Genomic DNA, 16,398 nt, shown 5'->3' with positions numbered 1-16,398 from the left:
CGTGCTCCCGGTATCCGCCCGTCCGCGTCCGTCGTCCGGTTGTCCGGCGGTGCTCATTCGGTGCGCAACGCGACCACCGGGTCGAGACGGCCGGCGCGCTGGGCGGGAACCACCCCGAAGACGATGCCCACCACCGCCGACACGCCGAAGGCGAGCGCCAGCGACCACCAGGTGATCGCGGCCGGAATGGGCGACAGCGCGTCGACAAGCAGTGCGGTTCCCACGCCCAGCGCCATTCCGGTGAGCCCGCCGATCGTGGTGAGGAGTACCGCTTCCAGCAGGAACTGCACGCCGATGTCGCGGGGACGCGCGCCGACGGCCTTGCGCAGCCCGATCTCCCGGGTCCGTTCCCGCACGCTGACCAGCATGATGTTGGAGACGCCGACGCCACCGACGAGCAGCGAGATGCCGGCGATGGCGGCCAGCACGCCGGTGAGGACACCGAGGATGTCGCCGAGCACGCCGAGGATCTGCTGCTGGGTGACGGCGCTGAACTCGGTGTCCGGGTGACGGCGGTTCAGCTCGGCGACGATCCGTTCGCCCAACTCGTCGATCCGCTCCCGGTCCGGTGCCTTCACCGCGATGCCGTCGACCCGCTGGGTGCCCCAGAGACGCTGCGCGGCGGTCACCGGCACGTGCACCTCGTCGTCCCGGTCGACGCCGAGGCTCTGCCCGAGGGGCGCGAACACACCGATCACCCGGAACCGCACCCCGGCCAGCGCCACCTGCTGGCCGAGCGGGTCCCGGTCGGGAAAGAGCGCACGGGCGACCGAGTCGCCGAGCACCGCCACCCGTCGGCTGGTGTCCACGTCGGCGCCTGTGAGATAGCGTCCCCGCGCCAGCGACCGGGTGAACACCACCGGGGTCGTCTCCAGGACGCCCTGCACAGTGGTGAAGTCGGAGCGGGCGCCGGCCCGTGCGGTCGCCCCGGAGGCGACGGTGACCGCCACCCGGTCGGGGTCGCCGACCACCCGGGTGACGGCGTCCACGTCCTTGAGGGTCAGCGGCGAGACGACAGGCGCGTTGCCCACCTCGATCCGGCCGGGGACGATAAGCAGCAGGTTCGAGCCGAGGCCCTCGACCTGTTGCTCGACCTTCTGCTTGGTGCCGGTGCCGATGGCCACCAGCAGGACCACCGACGCCACCCCGATGATCACCCCGAGCATGGTCAGCGCGCTGCGCAGCCGGTTGGCCCGTAGGGCGTCCAGCGCCACCCGCCACGCCTCGGCGATCCTCACGCCGTACCTCCGGGTCGCTCGACCTCGTGCGGAAGGCGCCCGGTGGCTCCGGCGGCGCCACCGGAGCCACCGGACGGGTGCCCCGGACCGCTTCCGGACGCGGACCGGGGCTCCGCGCTGGGAGCGGGGACCAGTGTCGCAGGTCGACCGTGATCAACGGACAGCGGTCGATCATGGGCGGAGCGCGGGTCGGCGTCGTCCGCGCTCGCCGGGTCTGCGCTCGCGGCGCTGTCCGCCACGACCACCCCGTCGCGCATGGTGATCCGGCGGTGGGCGCGGGCCGCCACCTCCTGGTCGTGGGTGACCATCACCAGCGCGACCCCGGACTCCGCGTTCAACTGCTCCAACAGCTCCAGCACGGCGGCGCCGGTGACGCTGTCCAGGTTGCCGGTTGGTTCGTCGGCCAGCAGCACCGTCGGCTCGGTGACCAGCGCGCGGGCGATCGCCACCCGCTGCTGCTCACCGCCGGACATCTGGTTGGGCCGGTGGTCGAGCCGGTGCCCGAGGCCGACCCGGCCGAGCATCGCCGCCGCCCGCTCCCGCCGCTGCCGGGCCGACACCCCCCGATAGACCAGGGGCAACGCCACGTTCTCCACCGCCGACGTACGCGGCAGCAGGTGGAACGCCTGGAAGACGAAGCCGATCGTCTCGTTGCGCAGGGTCGCCATCTCCGGCGGGGCGAGGGCGTTGACGTCCCGCCCGCCGATCACCAGCCGACCACCGGTGGGCCGGTCCAGGCCACCGAGGAGGTGCATGAGTGTCGACTTTCCCGAGCCGGACGGGCCGACCAGGGCCACGTAGTCCCCCGGCTGCACGGTCAGCGACACCCCGCGCAGCGCCTCCACCGACACCCCGTCGAGCTGGTACGTCCGGGACACGTCCACCGCCTCGATGGCCGGAACCCGCTCCCCTGCCGGCGGATCTGCGACGGCGGATTCGCTCACTGGACTTCCTGGCCGTCGCGGACCTGGTCGGCGCCGCGCACCACGATCTGGTCGCCGGGCTGCACGCCGTTGAGGATCTGCACCAGGTCGGACCCCTGGACGCCCACCGTCACCGACGCCCGGCCCGCCTTACCGTCACGGACCACCCAGACGGTGTCCCGGCCGTCGGCGGAGAACACCGCCGAGGCGGGGACGGTCACCGCGTCGACGGCCTCGCGTACCCGTAGGTGCACGATCGCGTTCATGCCGGGGCGGGGCGTCGGGGCCGGCTCGTCCTCGGCCAGCTTCCCGGCACCCAGCGCGAGGCGTACCCGATAGGTGACCCCGCCCTGCGCGGAGCTGGTGGGGAGCACGTCGACCGACCGGACGACGGCGTCGTAGCCGGCGCCGGTCACGGCGTCCAACTCGACAGTGGCCGGCACACCGGCCTTGACCAACAGCACGTCGGTCTCGTCCACCTCGGCGAGCAGACCCAACTGCCCGGTGTCCACCACGGTCAACACCGGCGTGCCGGCGGTGACCTGAGCGCCGACCGCGACCGCGTCGTCCACGCCGGCCGGTGGTCCGCCCTGGCTGGGGGCCAGCACGGACGGGTCGAGGCCGGCCCCACCGGCCTGCTCCAACAGCCCGGCCAGGCCCCCGTTCGCGCCACCAGCGGCCCGGGTGCCGCCGGGCTGCACCACCCCGGCGATCGGAGCACGCAGGGTCAGCGCGTCGACCGTCGCCTTCGCCAGGTCGTACGCCTGCTGGGCCTGTAGCCGCTGCGCCGCGGAGAGCGCGCCGACGGCGGAACTCAACCCGTTGATCCCCCGCTGCACCGCACGAACCGCCTGGTCGGCGCTGCGCGCGGCGGCCGCGTACTGGTGTTGCGCGGACGTCACCTGGGTCAGCAGCGCGTCCCGCAACTGCGGGTCGGCGATCTTCTCGGCGGCCTTGCGGGCCGCGTCGAACGCCTCGTCGGCGGCCTTGTCGGTGCCGCGTCGACTGCTGGTCAGGCTGCCCGCCCCGACGCCTCGGCCGGCCCGCTTCGCGGCGGTCAGCGCCTCCTTCGCCTGCCGGAGGCGCTGTTGCGCGTTCGGTGAGTCGACCACGGCCAGCACCTGACCGCGCTTGACCCGCTGTCCTGGTTGGACGCGCAGGCTGGACAGGGTGCCGTCGGCGGGAGCGGTCAGGGTGGCGGCGGCGCGCGCGGTCACCGTGGCCGGGGCGTCGATCACCTCGGTGACCGGGTTGCGGGCGGCCGACGCCAGCGCGAGATCGGGCTCTTCGTCGCCGCAGGAGGCGGCGGTGGTGGCGGTGAGGACGGTGAGGACGACGACGGCGGTCAGGGCGACGAGCAGGCGGGGCCGCGTGGTGCTCGCGGGCCGTGGTGACTGAGGACGGCGCACCCATCGATGGTACGCACCGGCGCACCGCCCCCGAGCTGCGTCAGGCCGCGGTGGCGCGGACGTACGCGACGCACTCGTCGTGCAGCGTCGACCACTGCTCGCCGAACGCCTTCTCGGAGGCCGCGTCGATGGTCCTGCCGTCGTGCACAACGGTCTTGAAGAACGTCAGCAGCCGCAGCGGCCCGTACCTGTCGACGAGGTGCCGAACGGCCAGGTAGCCGATGCCGTAGCTGGCGGCGACCCGTTCGGCGGAGGCATCGTCGGCGGGGTTGATGCCCTCCAACTTGCCGTCCCAGCCGCCCCGGATCAGCTTGCGGACGTCGGCGATGCCCTCGTACCTGTCGACCGCCTGGCCGCCGGCACCGGCGAACTCGGCCAGGCCCTCCACCAACCACCAGGTGATCTTGCCCGGGTAGCCGCGCTCCGGCAACGACGCCGCGTGGGTCAGCTCGTGTCGGAGCAGGTCGTCGGTGCCGCTGTTGGAGAGCCCCTCGGCGTTGAGCACCACCTCGTGGTGGCCGCCGCCCACGGTCACCGCGTAACCGCCGGTCCATTCTGGGCGCTCCCCGCCGTACCAGCGCTGCCACTCGGTGCGCCCGGCGTAGAAGATCCGGTATCGGTCCGGCGGTGATCCGGTCACCGCGTACCCGTCGGCGACCTTCGCCGCAGCCTCGGCCTGCGCGAGCAGGCCGGGCAGTTTGCCGCGCAGTGCCGGGGTGGTGGCGACGATGGTCCGCGCGCCGATGGCGACCGCCAGGTCGCTGATCTCCCACGGTCGGGTGCCGGTCTCCACCGACTTGGATTCCTCCATGGCGACCATCCGGGGCTGGTCACCGTTCTCCCGCCACCGGGTGCCGATCAGCACCGGGCTGGGCCGGCAGTTCGGTGTGACGAAGCAGTACTGGAAGCGCACCAGCAGCCGCCACTCGCCGGGCTTGCCGATGATCGGCACGGGCAGGCCGCTCGGCTCGGCTCGCCAGCCGGTCACCTTGAGCTCGCGTAGTGCGGCGAAGCGTCGACGCAGGTCGTTGTGGGCGGCGGGATCGGCGACGGCGAGGAACCCGGCGCGGTCGCCGCCGAGCAGTGCCGCGGACTGCCTGTGGAGCTGGGCGGTGATCCGGTCGGACAACCCGCGGGCCACGGCGGTGGCCGGATCGTCGGCCGCCGAGGCGCCAACCCGGCTGACGGTGGGGCGCGCGCCTGTCTCCCGGATCACTCCGACGACGAGCGCTGCCGGCAGGCCGCAGCCCAGCAGCAGGACGACCACCACGAGAACCGTCCACAGCGGCCAGAGCCGCCGTGGTGCTGGCTGCTGCACCTCGTCAGTCACCCGCCGAAGGGTACGACCACTACCTGGATGCGGCGAGGCCGCCCCGGGCCGATCGGTCCGGCCGCCCGCTCACCCGCCGGCAGCCGGCCAGGAGCGGAACGAGATGTCCATGCTCGCGACCAACTGGTGGTACGAGCGGTCGACGTCGCGGGGCAGGCCGAAACCGCCCGCGGCCTCCAGGGTCACGAAGCCGTGCAGGGCGCTGCGCAGAGCGCGGGTAGCGTCCACCGCGTCGTCACCGGTGAGCCCGTACCCGCGCAACACCGCGAAGATGGCGCCGACGGCGCGTTCGCCCGCCTCGACGTGCTCCGGGTCGGCCGGGTCGGGGACCCGCTGGGTCGTCGGGTAGCGGCCCGGATGCCGGTGGGCGTAGTCGCGGTAGGCGGCTGCCATCGCTCGGAGCGCGTCGCCACCGGAGCGGCCGACGGCGGCGGTGGTCATCTCGGTGGCCAGCTCGGCGGTGGCCAGGGCGGCAAGCTTCTGGACCAGTGCGTCGGCCCCCCGCACGTGTTTGTAGAGGCTGGGCAACGCGACGCCGAGCCGGCTGGCGAGCGCGGCGAGGGTCAACTGCTGGAAGCCGACCTCGTCGGCCAGCCGGGCCGCCTCCCGTACGACGGTCTGCTGGTTGAGACCGACCCTAGGCACCGGCGCAGACCGCCAGGAAGCCGAGCAGTTCCTCGGCGGTGCGCTGCGGCTGGTCGGCGTGCGGGTAGTGGCCGGACTCCTCGATCATGCGGGCCTCGGCGGTGCCGAAGAGTCGCCGGGCGGCCCGCGCCTCGGCTCCCGGGTCGGGGAAGTCCGGGTCCTTTGATCCCATCAGCACCAGCACCGGTTGCCGCACCTGCGGGGCGCGGGCGGTCCAGTGCGGCTCGGCCGGTGCGATCACACCGCGCGTCGCGGCCATCCGGCCGGGCTCACGCAGGTTGGCCACCATGGCGCGGCGGTAGGCCGCGTCGTCGGCGGGTCGGTGCGCCGGGAACAGGCTGTTGTGGAACATCCCGAAGAGTCTGGGGCTGTGCAGCACGGACCACATCGCCATCCGCAGCAGCGGCTTGAGCTTCGGCTGACCGACGAACGCGCCGATCTGCACGATGCCGGTGACCAGCTCGGGCGCGTCGGTGGCGGCGAAGACCGCCGCGGCCGCGGCGGACGAGCTGCCGACCAGCACGGCCGGACCGGCGTCGAGGTCGCGGACCACCGCCAGCAGGTCCGCGCCGACCTCCGCCGGGGCGTACGTGGGCCAGCCGGTGCTGGACTCGCCGTGCCCCCGGACGTCGACCGAGGCGACCCGATGACCGGCGGCCACCAGCAGGGGCACGAGGTGCCGGAAGCTCGCCCTGTTCTCGCCCATGCCGTGCACGAGGACCACCAACGGCCCATCGCCCTGCGTCTCGTACGCGATGTGTCCGCCGTCCCGCCGCACCTGGCTAGTTCTCATAGCCTTAAAGCTAAGGTACTTAGCTAGAATTGGCAAGCCGAATACGTGAAACGGGCCGGCGGTGACCCGAGGGGTCGCCGCCGGCCCGTCGGCCGAACCGGAAGAACTACTTCTTGGAGATCAGGGCGCGGCCGAAGAAGACCAGGTTGGCCGGGCGCTCGGCGAGCCGGCGCATCAGGTAGCCGTACCACTCGTCGCCGTACGGGACGTAGGTGCGCACGGTGTAACCCTCGCCGGCCAGCCGGGCCTGCTCCTCGGGACGGATGCCGTAGAGCATCTGGAACTCGAAGCGCTCCGGCCCCCGGTCGAACCACCGCGCCCGGTCCTCACCGATGGCGATCATCCGAGGGTCGTGGGTGGCCAACATCGGGTACCCGTCGCCGGACATCAGGATGTTCATGCAGCGGACGTACGACTTGTCCACCTCACGGGCCGACTGGTACGCCACCGACTCCGGCTCCTTGTAGGCGCCCTTGCACAGCCGCACCCGCGACCCGGCCGAGGAGAGCTCCCGGCAGTCCGACTCGGTCCGACGCAGGTACGCCTGGAGCACCGCGCCGGTCGACGGGAAGTCCTTGCGCAGCCGGCTCAGCACCTCCAGCGTCGAGTCCGTGGTGGTGTGGTCCTCCATGTCCAGGGTGACAGTGGTGCCCGCCGCGTCGGCCGCCGCGCAGATCGCCCGCGCGTTGTCGTACGCCAACTGCTCGTCGAACATCTGGCCGAGGGCGGAAAGCTTCACGCTCACCTCGGCGGCCGGGGTGAGCCCCGCGGCGGCGAGCATCTTCAGCAGTTTCAGGTATTCGTCCCGGGTGGCGGTGGCCTGCTCGGGGCGGACAGTGTCCTCACCGAGGTGGTCGAGGGTGACCGCGAGGCCGTCGTCGACGAGTTCGCGGGTCGCGCGCAACGCGTCGTCGGTGGCGGCGCCGGCGACGAACCGGCGGACGACGTCCCGGGTGTACGGGGCGGTCGCTACGAGCCGCTCGACCTGGGATGACCGGGAGGCGGCGAGGATGACGGAACGGAGCATGAGCCGAGCGTAACGCCCCTGCCAGGGCCCCCGCCGAGGGGCGGCGGGGGCAGTTCGACCCGGGGGCGGGGCGGCGGCGGTGGCGTCGATCGGCTACAACGATGCCGTGGACCAACGCCCCCGCCGCCGGCTCCGGTCGGCCTCCGTGCAACTCGGCGCGCTCACCGCTCTGGCGCTCGCCCTCTCCGGCTGCAACATGACCTCGGACGACGACGATGACGACGACTGCGCCCTCGGGCCGGTCGGCGGCGGCGAAACCGTGGCGCTGGCGATGCGGGTCACCGACCCGGCCGCCGGTCGCACCGCCCCGGAGCCGACCACCGCGGCCCTGCCCGAACGCGGCGGGTTCGGCACCCACCTCGCCGCCTGCGGCGGCTGACGTGCGCCGCGAGACGGTCACGCCGCGCCCCGACTGGGACGCCACCATCCGCTCGCAGGGGCTTGTCTACGTCGACACCGAGCTGCCCGACGGCGGGATCATGTCGTACTGGGACGAGACCGCCGCGTACGTCTTCGACCTGGACGAGGTGCTGCGGCTGGAGGAGGCCACCGAGGAGTTGCACCGGATGTCGGTGGCCGCCGCCGAGCACGTGGTGGCAACGCGCCGGTACGCCGACTTCGGCATCCCGGAGTGGGCGGCCGAGGCGGTGGCCCGGTCGCTACGCGAGGCGCCACCGACCCTGTACGGGCGCTTCGACCTCGCGTACGACGGCACCTGGCCCCCGAAGATGTTGGAGTACAACGCGGACACCCCCACCGCGCTGGTCGAGGCGAGCATCATCCAGTGGTACTGGCTGGAGCAGACCCGGCCGGAGCTGGACCAGTGGAACAGCCTGCACGAGCGGCTGGTCGGCGCCTGGGCCAAGATCGGCGCCGGGCTGCACGACCCCCTGGTGCACGTGCTCTGGTCGAACGAGGAGGAGTCCGGCGAGGACCACATGACCGCCGGCTACCTCGCCGAGACCGCCCGGCAGGCCGGCCTGACCGTCGAACTCCAGCCCATCCAGGAGATCGGCTGGGACGGCCGACGCTTCGTCGACGCCGACGACCGCCCGGTGACCACCTGCTTCAAGCTCTACCCGTGGGAGTGGATGCTGGCCGAGCCGTACGGGCCGGCGGCCCTGGCCCCGGGCACCCCGACCACCTGGATCGAGCCGGCCTGGAAGCTGCTGCTCTCCAACAAGGCGCTGCTCGCGGTCCTCTGGGAGCTGTACCCCGGCCACGAGTACCTGCTCCCGGCGTACCTGGACTCGCCGCGCGGGATGCCGGAGTACGTCGCCAAGCCACTGCTCGGCCGCGAGGGCGGATCGGTACGCATCGTCACCGCCGAGGAGGAGATCACCAACCCGGGGATCTACGGTGACGAGGGCTGGTGCTACCAGGAGTTCCGGGCGTTGCCACAGTTCGCCGGCAACCGGATGGTGCTGGGCAGCTGGATCGTCGACGGCGAGTCGGCGGGCGTCGGTGTGCGGGAGAGCGCGAGTCTGATCACCGACGGCTACGCGCGGTTCCTTCCGCACTACATCGACGCGCCGCGCACCCTCTGAGTCGTCTACCGTTGGGGCGTGAACTTCGACGCGTACGCCCGGACCGGCGTTGACCTGGTCAACGCCCGCCTGGACGACCTCGACGACCTGCGGGCCCTCTTCCCCGACGAGAACGCCTGGATGCGCGACGAGGTCGCGGACCGGGACGTCGCGATTTTCCGCCGGGCGCAGAAACGGCTGCGCGACGTCTTCGAGTACGGCACCTCGGGGCGGGATGGCCAGGCGGTCACCGAGCTGAACGCGCTGCTTGAGGCGTTCCCGGTGCAGCCGCGCATCTCCGGGCACGACTCCAGCGACTGGCACATGCACGTGACCAGTCGGGGCGCCTCGGTCAGTGCCGAATACCTGGCCGGCGCGGTCTGGGGGCTGTCGGTCTGGCTCTGCGAGTATGGCAGCGCCCGGTTCGGGGTCTGCGCCGACGAGCGGTGCGGCAACGTCTACCTGGACACGTCGTCCAACTGCTGCCGGCGGTTCTGCTCGGAGCGCTGCGCCACCCGCTCGCACGTCGCGGCGCACCGGGCCCGCAAGCGGGCGGCGGTCGGCGAGCAGGTGCCGGTCGCCCCGCAGCCGACCTCCGCCGTCGACTCCCTCTCGCCGGTCAGCTGACACCGCCGACCGCCCGTCGTAGGCGGACGGGTCAGGCGTCGACAGGTGACGACGCGGTCAGGTGCTGGCGGGCGAACTCCAGGGCGGTGCGCAGGTCCGCCTCGCGCACGGCGCGGCTCTTCGCGCCCCGGGTGGCGACCTCCACCGCCACCGCCCCGGTGAAACCCCTGCCGGCCAGCGAGGAGAGCAGCTCCCCGCAGGGCTGGGTGCCCCGCCCGGGCACCAGGTGCTCGTCGCGGCCCTCGCCGGTGCCGTCACCGAGGTGCACGTGCGCCAACCCGGCGCCCATCCGGTCGGCCATCTCCAGGGGGTCGCTGTGCGAAGCCGCGCAGTGCGACAGATCCAGGGTGTACGACGGGTAGCCGGCGTCGGTCGGATCCCAGCCGGGCACGTACGGGACGAACTGCCGACCCGCCATCCGCACCGGGTACATGTTCTCCACCGCGAAGCGCAGCCCGCTGAACCGGTCCGCGACCGTGGCCAGACCCTCGGTGAAGTTGCGCGCGTAGTCCCGCTGCCAGGTGAACGGTGGGTGCACCACGACTGTCGGCGCGCCAAGCGTCTCGGCCAGCTCCGCGGCCTTGCGCAGGCGCTGCCACGGGTCCGGGCTCCACACCCGCTGGGTGACCAGCAGGCAGGGCGCGTGCACCGAGAGCACCGGGACGCCGTAGTGCGTGGAGAGGCCGCGGAGCGCGCCGGCGTCCTGGCTGACCACGTCGGTCCAGACCATCACCTCGACGCCGTCGTAGCCGAGCGCCGCGGCCAGTTGGAACGCCGCCGCGGTCGGCTCGGGAAAGACCGACGAGCTGGACAGGAGCACGGGAACGCGGGAAGTCACATCCGCCAGCGTAGCCCGACAGCGCAGTAGGCATCGTGACGAGCGCCGGCAAACCGACCGAAAACGGCGGCCGGGTCAGATCGGTTCGAGTTGATCCAGCCGGCGGAGGATGACGCCCTCCCGCAGCGCCCACGGGCAGATGTCCAGCGAGTCCAGATCCAGGCGGCGCATCACCGCCTCGGCGACCACGGCACCGGCCAGCAACTGGTGGGCCCGACCCGTGCTGACCCCCTCCAGTTCCATCAACTGCGCCGGCGGGATGTGCCGGATGAAGCCGATGACCTGCCGCAGGCCGGCCCGGGTCAGGCTGCGTCGCACCCACAGCCCGGAACCGGACGGGGCCGCCCCGGCCAGTCGAGCCAGGGTGCGGAACGTCTTGGAGGTGGCCACCGCCCGACCCCAGCCCACCTCCGTCATCTGGTCGACGACCTTGTCCAACCGGCCGTCCACGTACTCCCGAAGCTTGTCGACGGCCTCCGCCGACGGCGGTGCCGCACTGCCCGGATCGACCCGCAGCCGCTCGCGGGTCAGCCGACCGGCCCCGAGCGGCAGGGAGACCGCGACGTCCGGGTCCTCGTCGATGCCGGCGGCGATCTCCAACGAGCCACCACCGATGTCCAGCACCAACAGCCGCCCCGCCGACCAGCCGAACCACCGCCGTACGGCCAGGAACGTCATCCGCGCCTCGTCCGCCCCGGAGAGCACCGCCAGGCGTACGCCGGTCTCGTCCCAGACCCGGGCCAGCACCTCGGCCGCGTTGGTGGCGTCACGTACCGCGGACGTGGCGAACGCGATCAGGTCGTCGGCCTCCAGCCCGGCGGCCGCCGCCTTGGCCATGCCCACTGCCTTGACCAGGCCGTCCGCACCCGCCTCGGTCAGCGCGCCGTCGGGGCCGATCTGCTCGGCCAGCCGGAGCACCACCTTCTCGGAATGCGCGGGCCACGGGTGCGCGCCGTGGTGCGCGTCCACCACGAGGAGGTGGACCGTGTTGGATCCGACGTCGAGGACACCCAGTCGCATGGTGAAGACCATAGGGCAACACGTTTGCGCGGCTCACCGGCCTGCGGACGTCACCGCGCGTACGCTGGGCCGGGTGACGATGGAGCTCCGTGTGCTGGTGGACGACCCGGGTGACCCGCGCAGCCGCGAGGTGCCTCTGGACTTCCCTCGGGAGTGGATCGAGTTCAGCGACCCGGCCGACGAGACGCACCTGATCCGGGCCGACCTGACCTGGCTGCTCTCCCGCTGGACCTGCATCTTCGGCAAGGGCTGCCACGGGATCATCGCCGGCCGCGCCGCCGACGGTTGCTGCTCGCACGGGGCGTTCTTCACCGACTCGGACGACGAGAAGCGGGTTCGCAACGCCGTCCGGCGGCTCGCCCCGTCGACCTGGCAGCATTTCCGGCGCGGGTTCAAGAACTGGACCGACGAGGACACCATCGACGGCAAGAGCCCGGCCCGCCGCACCGCCACCCAGGGCGCCGACGGTCCGTGCGTGTTCCTCAACGACGCCGACTTCGCTGGCGGGGGCGGTTGCGCCCTGCACGCGCAGGCGCTGCGCGACGGGGTGCACCCGTTGGAATACAAGCCGGACGTTTGCTGGCAGCTGCCGATCCGCCGAGATCAGGACTGGGTGAAACGGCCGGACGACAGCAAGGTGCTGGTCTCCACCCTGTCCGAGTTCGACAGGCGGGGCTGGGGCGCCGGCGGGCACGACCTGGACTGGTGGTGCACCTCCTCGACGGACGCGCACGTCGGCACCGAGCCGATGTACCTGTCGTACGGGCCGGAGTTGACCGCCCTGATCGGCGCTGCCGCGTACGAGCGGCTGGCCGAGCTGTGCGCCGCCCGGGTGAAGCAGGGCCTGGTCGCCCCGCACCCCGCCGACGAACTCTGACGGATCTTGGTAGCGCGGCCGGTGCACGCCGTCGTCGTCACCGCGATCGACGACTACCTGACCCGGCGCAACGCCAAGGAGCTCGGCGATCTCGCGGACGAGATCATCGAACGCCACGCCACGCCGCTCGCTCGCCTGGCGGAGTGATGACAGTCGTCCGTTATCCCACGCTCGCTGACGTGGCCGGCATCGCCCGCAGGCTCGCCACAATGGATTTCGTGCGTCGGCTGCCGGCATGCCGGCCCATCCCCACTACCTGTAGAGCTGCCCCAACAATGGGGCGCCGAGCGGCGCGCCTCTTCAGCCCTGACGAGCGCCACGCGCTTGCGCCGCCCCACACCCGGGGCAGCTCTACAGGCGGAGGAGGACACACCCCAGCCGCCGTCCGGACAGGCCGGAGGGGGCCTGCGTCGAGCGCAGACCCCCTCCGGGTACGCCGATCACGGCTCGAACTTGTAGCCCAGACCCCGGACCGTCACGATGAAGCGCGGCGCGGACGGCTCCGGCTCGATCTTGGAACGCAGCCGCTTGACGTGCACGTCCAGCGTCTTGGTGTCACCGACATAGTCGGCACCCCAGACCCGGTCGATGAGCTGGCCGCGGGTGAGCACCCGGCCCGCGTTGCGCAGCAGCAGCTCCAGCAGTTCGAATTCCTTCAGCGGCAGCTGCACGGCCCCGCCGTCGACGGTCACCACGTGCCGCTCGATGTCCATCCGCACCGGGCCGGCGGCCAGCGTCGGCGCGCCCGCCTCAGCCACCTCCGGGCTCTGCCGGCGCAGCACCGCCCGGATCCGGGCGACCAGTTCCCGCGGCGAGTACGGCTTCGTGACGTAGTCGTCGGCGCCGATCTCCAGCCCGACCACCTTGTCGATCTCGCTGTCCCGGGCGGTGACCATGATGATCGGCACGGCGGAGCGCTGCCGCAACTGCCGGCAGACCTCGGTTCCCGACATCTCCGGCAACATCAGGTCGAGCAGCACGATGTCGGCGCCGGTCCGGTCGAACTCGGTGAGGGCGTCGGTGCCGGTCGCGGCGACCGAAACCTCAAAGCCCTCCTTACGGAGCATGTACGACAAGGCGTCGGAGAACGACTCCTCGTCCTCGACCACGAGAACGCGGCTCAACGGGGATTTCCTTTCCATTTGCTGTCAGACCTGCCGTAGCCCAGTCGGACCGGAGTCGATCCCAACCGGCGGCAGTGTCGCCAGGAGGTCGTCCGGTGGACTGGCGGGCAGCCGGAGGGTGAACGTCGATCCACCACCAAGAGTGCTCGACACCTCGACCCGTCCGCCATGGTTGCTCGCAATGTGTTTCACGATCGCCAGGCCGAGCCCGGTGCCGCCGGTGGCACGCGAGCGGGCCTGGTCGGCCCGGTAGAACCGCTCGAAGATCCGGTCCACGTCGGTGGGGGCGATACCGATGCCCTGGTCGGCGACGGCGACCTCGACGTGCTCGTCGTCGCCCCGGAGGGTCACCCGCACCGTGGTGTCCTCGCCGGAGTAGTTGATGGCGTTCTCCACCAGGTTCGCCACCGCCGTGGCGAGTTGGGAGTCGCTGCCGTACGCGGTGAGACCACGCTGCCCGTCCACGGCCACCGCGACACCCCGGGCGGAGGCTGTGGTGCGGGTCCGGTCGACCACCTCGGCGATCACCCAGTCCAGCGCGACCGGCTCCGGTGGTGGCTGCGGCTCCGCCCCCTGCAACCGGGTCAGCTCCAGCAACTCCTGCACCAACCGGCCCAACCGGGTCGACTCGTGCTGGATCCGTTCGGCGAACCGGCGGGCCGCCACCAAATCCTCGGAGAGGTCGGGGGCCGCGGCGTCGGCCGGCTCGGTCGCGTCCAGCAACGCCTCGGCGAGCAGTTGCAGGGCCCCGATCGGGGTCTTGAGCTCGTGGCTCACGTTGGCCACGAAGTCGCGTCGTACCCGGGTCAGCCGGTGCGACTCGGTCACGTCGACCGCCTCGACCGCGATGACGCCGTTGCCGAGACCCATCGCCCGCAGGTGCACGCCGAGCGGGTTCTCCCCCGCGCTGTCGCGACCCCGGGGCAGGTCCAGCTCGATCTCGCGCCGCACGCCGGTGCGTCGCACCTGGCCGGCAAGGGTACGGATCAGCGGGTGCGCGGCGATCGAGCCGGGGGTGCTGCCGGTACGCAGGAGCCCCATCGCGCGGGCGGCCGGGTTGATCAGCACGGGGACGTCGTCGTTGTCCAGAACCACGACACCGGCCCGGAGCGAGTCGATCGTCCGGCGGCCGAGCCCGGCCTGCTGCTCGTCGGCTATCGCGGGCCTCCCCCTGCTCCAGCGGAAGCTGACGCTCCCTGTCGACGTGGAGCGACCGTCCCGCCTCGGCAGGAACCGGGGCAGCAGCAGACCGGCGGCCATCCCGGCCACCAACGCCACGGCCACCACGACCGCCATCGCCCACTCCACCCGGCGATCGTAGGGTCATTGTTAACCTGGCTACCACACAGAACGGGACGAACTACCCTCACTTACGGAAGTGTTCACCCCCACGTCTGGCGTCGTTCACCGTGGTTCATCCGGCATCCGCCCGCGCGCCCTACCGTTGGCGTCGCACCTGCTCAACCCCTGCGCCGGCACCCGTCGGCGGCGACCGACCACAGGACGTGATGATGCGCGACGAGTTCCGGGCCGACCTCCAGATCGTCAGCCAACTGCTGGTGGACATGGCGGAGGGCGTCCGCGCCGCCATGCGCCAGGCCACCCGGGCCCTGCTCACCGCCGACCGGCAGGCCGCCGAGACGGTCATCGAGCGGGACGCCGAGATCGACGACCTCTACCGGCACGTCGAGGAGCGGGTCTGTGACCTGCTCGCCCGACAGGCGCCGGTCGCCTCCGACCTCCGGGCGATGATCACCGCGCTGCACGTGGCCGCTGACCTGGAGCGGATGGGCGACCTCGCCGAGCACGTGGCGAAGACCGCGCTGCGCCGGCACCCCTCCCCCGCCGTCCCGGCCGAGCTGCGGACCGTCTTCACCGAGATGTCCGAGATCGCCGACCGGATGGCCGTGAAGATCGGTTCGGTGCTGGCGAAGCCCGACGCCGACCTTGCCGGCGAACTGGACCGCGACGACGACGCCATGGACGAGCTGCACAAGAACCTGTTCGCGGTGCTGCTCGGCGACGACTGGCCGTACGGGGTGGAGACGGCGATCGACGCCACCCTGCTGGGCCGCTTCTACGAGCGCTTCGCCGACCACGCGGTCAACGCCGGCGAGCACGTGATCTACCTGATCACCGGGGAGAGCTCACCCAGCAGCAACTGACCGGCAGGGAAGGGGCCCCTCGCATCGCTGTCCGCGATGACGAGGGGCCCCTTTGCTGGTGGCTCAGCGGCCCTGGTTGGCCACCGCCGCGGCGGCTGCCTTCGCAGCGGTCGGGTCGAGGTAGGTGCCGCCCAGGGTGAGCGGGCGCAGGTGCGGGTCGAGGTCGTAGCGCAGCGGGATGCCCGTCGGGATGTTCAGCTTGGCGATCGCCTCGTCGGAGATCTGGTCGAGGTGCTTGACGAGGGCGCGCAGCGAGTTGCCGTGCGCGGCCACCAGCACCGTCCGGCCGGCCAGGATGTCCGGCACGATCGAGTCGTACCAGTAGGGCAGCATCCGGTCGACGACGTCCTTGAGGCACTCGGTGCGCGGCATCAGCTCGGTCGGCAGCAGCGCGTAGCGCGGGTCACCGACCTGCGACCACTCGTCGTTGTCGTCGATCGGCGGCGGTGGCGTGTCGTACGACCGGCGCCAGAGCATGAACTGCTCCTCGCCGTACTCGTCGAGGGTCTGCTTCTTGTTCTTGCCCTGCAGGGCGCCGTAGTGGCGCTCGTTGAGCCGCCACGACCGGCGCACGGCGATCCAGTGCCGGTCGGCGGCGTTGAGCGCCAGCTCGGCGGTGCGGATGGCACGGCGCATCACGCTGGTGTGCACGACGTCGGGCAGCAGGCTGTGCTCGCGCAGCAGCTCCCCGCCGCGCCGCGCCTCGCCCTCGCCCTTCTCGGTCAGGTCGACGTCCACCCAGCCGGTGAAGAGGTTCTTGGCATTCCAGTCGCTCTCACCGTGTCGCAGCAGGACCAGCGTCCCGACGGTGGGCCCTTCGCTCGCAGTCATGCGGATCATCCTGCCTCAACCGCCC

Annotated in this window: 18 protein-coding genes; 6 read left to right on the top strand and 12 right to left on the bottom strand. The window is 72.1% G+C overall.

The window, feature by feature from the left end:
- Positions 1–53 precede the first annotated feature (53 nt).
- The 7 genes from ACLQ3B_RS15950 to ACLQ3B_RS15920 form a co-directional block, all read right to left on the bottom strand.
- A complete protein-coding gene (locus tag ACLQ3B_RS15950; protein ID WP_425781431.1) occupies positions 54–1,238 on the bottom strand; it encodes an ABC transporter permease in 1,185 nt (394 codons plus the stop codon).
- Positions 1,235–2,182 (bottom strand): ABC transporter ATP-binding protein, encoded by a 948-nt coding sequence (locus ACLQ3B_RS15945; protein ID WP_425781429.1) that lies wholly within the window; start codon positions 2,180–2,182, stop codon positions 1,235–1,237. The genes ACLQ3B_RS15950 and ACLQ3B_RS15945 overlap by 4 nt, the downstream gene beginning before the upstream one ends.
- Positions 2,179–3,570, bottom strand: a complete 1,392-nt coding sequence (locus ACLQ3B_RS15940; RefSeq protein WP_425781427.1) for an efflux RND transporter periplasmic adaptor subunit — start codon at positions 3,568–3,570, stop codon at positions 2,179–2,181. Before ACLQ3B_RS15940 ends, ACLQ3B_RS15945 begins: the two co-directional genes overlap by 4 nt.
- Before the next feature lie 40 nt (positions 3,571–3,610).
- Positions 3,611–4,900 carry a hypothetical protein gene (locus tag ACLQ3B_RS15935; RefSeq protein ID WP_425781425.1) on the bottom strand — a complete coding sequence of 430 codons (1,290 nt, stop codon included), beginning with the start codon at positions 4,898–4,900 and terminating at the stop codon, positions 3,611–3,613.
- Positions 4,901–4,969: 69 nt separating this feature from the next.
- Complete coding sequence (locus ACLQ3B_RS15930; protein WP_425781423.1) at positions 4,970–5,545, bottom strand: TetR/AcrR family transcriptional regulator; 576 nt, start codon at positions 5,543–5,545, stop codon at positions 4,970–4,972.
- Entirely contained in the window at positions 5,538–6,338 is an 801-nt protein-coding gene (locus ACLQ3B_RS15925) for an alpha/beta fold hydrolase (RefSeq protein WP_425781421.1), read from the bottom strand. The genes ACLQ3B_RS15930 and ACLQ3B_RS15925 overlap by 8 nt, the downstream gene beginning before the upstream one ends.
- 106 nt (positions 6,339–6,444) lie before the next feature.
- Positions 6,445–7,365, bottom strand: coding sequence for a proline dehydrogenase family protein (locus tag ACLQ3B_RS15920; RefSeq protein WP_327033823.1), 921 nt, complete (start codon positions 7,363–7,365; stop codon positions 6,445–6,447).
- Positions 7,366–7,471: 106 nt separating this feature from the next.
- Between ACLQ3B_RS15920 and ACLQ3B_RS15915 the strand changes: the two genes are divergently transcribed.
- The 3 genes from ACLQ3B_RS15915 to ACLQ3B_RS15905 are packed head-to-tail and all read left to right on the top strand — an operon-like array spanning position 7,472 to position 9,518.
- A complete protein-coding gene (locus ACLQ3B_RS15915) occupies positions 7,472–7,744 on the top strand; it encodes a hypothetical protein (RefSeq protein ID WP_307788271.1) in 273 nt (90 codons plus the stop codon).
- 1 nt (position 7,745) lies between these two features.
- The gene (locus tag ACLQ3B_RS15910; RefSeq protein WP_425781418.1) at positions 7,746–8,912 is read left to right on the top strand and encodes a glutathionylspermidine synthase family protein; all 1,167 of its coding nucleotides are present in this window, start codon (positions 7,746–7,748) and stop codon (positions 8,910–8,912) included.
- Positions 8,913–8,930: 18 nt separating this feature from the next.
- Positions 8,931–9,518 carry a CGNR zinc finger domain-containing protein gene (locus tag ACLQ3B_RS15905; RefSeq protein WP_327042044.1) on the top strand — a complete coding sequence of 196 codons (588 nt, stop codon included), beginning with the start codon at positions 8,931–8,933 and terminating at the stop codon, positions 9,516–9,518.
- Between the two features lie 31 nt (positions 9,519–9,549).
- Here the strand turns inward: ACLQ3B_RS15905 and ACLQ3B_RS15900 are convergent, their stop codons facing one another.
- Positions 9,550–10,356, bottom strand: a complete 807-nt coding sequence (locus ACLQ3B_RS15900) for a sugar phosphate isomerase/epimerase family protein (RefSeq protein ID WP_425781417.1) — start codon at positions 10,354–10,356, stop codon at positions 9,550–9,552.
- A gap of 75 nt (positions 10,357–10,431) precedes the next feature.
- Positions 10,432–11,376, bottom strand: a complete 945-nt coding sequence (locus tag ACLQ3B_RS15895) for a Ppx/GppA phosphatase family protein (protein WP_425781415.1) — start codon at positions 11,374–11,376, stop codon at positions 10,432–10,434.
- Positions 11,377–11,455: 79 nt separating this feature from the next.
- On the opposite strand from ACLQ3B_RS15895, the gene ACLQ3B_RS15890 reads away from it, so the two are divergent.
- Positions 11,456–12,253: a hypothetical protein gene (locus ACLQ3B_RS15890; RefSeq protein WP_425781702.1), complete on the top strand. Its 798-nt coding sequence runs from the start codon at positions 11,456–11,458 to the stop codon at positions 12,251–12,253.
- 21 nt (positions 12,254–12,274) lie between these two features.
- Positions 12,275–12,400: a hypothetical protein gene (locus ACLQ3B_RS15885; protein WP_425781413.1), complete on the top strand. Its 126-nt coding sequence runs from the start codon at positions 12,275–12,277 to the stop codon at positions 12,398–12,400.
- A 293-nt stretch (positions 12,401–12,693) separates the two neighbouring features.
- Here ACLQ3B_RS15885 and ACLQ3B_RS15880 read toward each other — a convergent pair whose 3' ends face one another.
- Together ACLQ3B_RS15880 and ACLQ3B_RS15875 are read right to left on the bottom strand one after the other, a co-directional pair.
- A complete protein-coding gene (locus ACLQ3B_RS15880; RefSeq protein WP_030329696.1) occupies positions 12,694–13,377 on the bottom strand; it encodes a response regulator transcription factor in 684 nt (227 codons plus the stop codon).
- Between the two features lie 24 nt (positions 13,378–13,401).
- Positions 13,402–14,685 (bottom strand): sensor histidine kinase, encoded by a 1,284-nt coding sequence (locus tag ACLQ3B_RS15875; protein ID WP_425781411.1) that lies wholly within the window; start codon positions 14,683–14,685, stop codon positions 13,402–13,404.
- 203 nt (positions 14,686–14,888) lie between these two features.
- Between ACLQ3B_RS15875 and phoU the strand changes: the two genes are divergently transcribed.
- Complete coding sequence (phoU, locus tag ACLQ3B_RS15870) at positions 14,889–15,542, top strand: phosphate signaling complex protein PhoU (RefSeq protein WP_425781409.1); 654 nt, start codon at positions 14,889–14,891, stop codon at positions 15,540–15,542.
- Positions 15,543–15,605: 63 nt separating this feature from the next.
- Here phoU and ACLQ3B_RS15865 read toward each other — a convergent pair whose 3' ends face one another.
- Positions 15,606–16,373: a phosphoglyceromutase gene (locus tag ACLQ3B_RS15865; RefSeq protein ID WP_425781407.1), complete on the bottom strand. Its 768-nt coding sequence runs from the start codon at positions 16,371–16,373 to the stop codon at positions 15,606–15,608.
- Positions 16,374–16,398 lie beyond the last annotated feature (25 nt).

The sequence above is a fragment of the Micromonospora sp. DT53 genome (assembly GCF_049841535.1).
Lineage (GTDB): Bacteria > Actinomycetota > Actinomycetes > Mycobacteriales > Micromonosporaceae > Micromonospora.
Note: the sequence above shows the minus strand (reverse complement) of the source record. Positions and strands in the feature narration are given on the sequence as shown.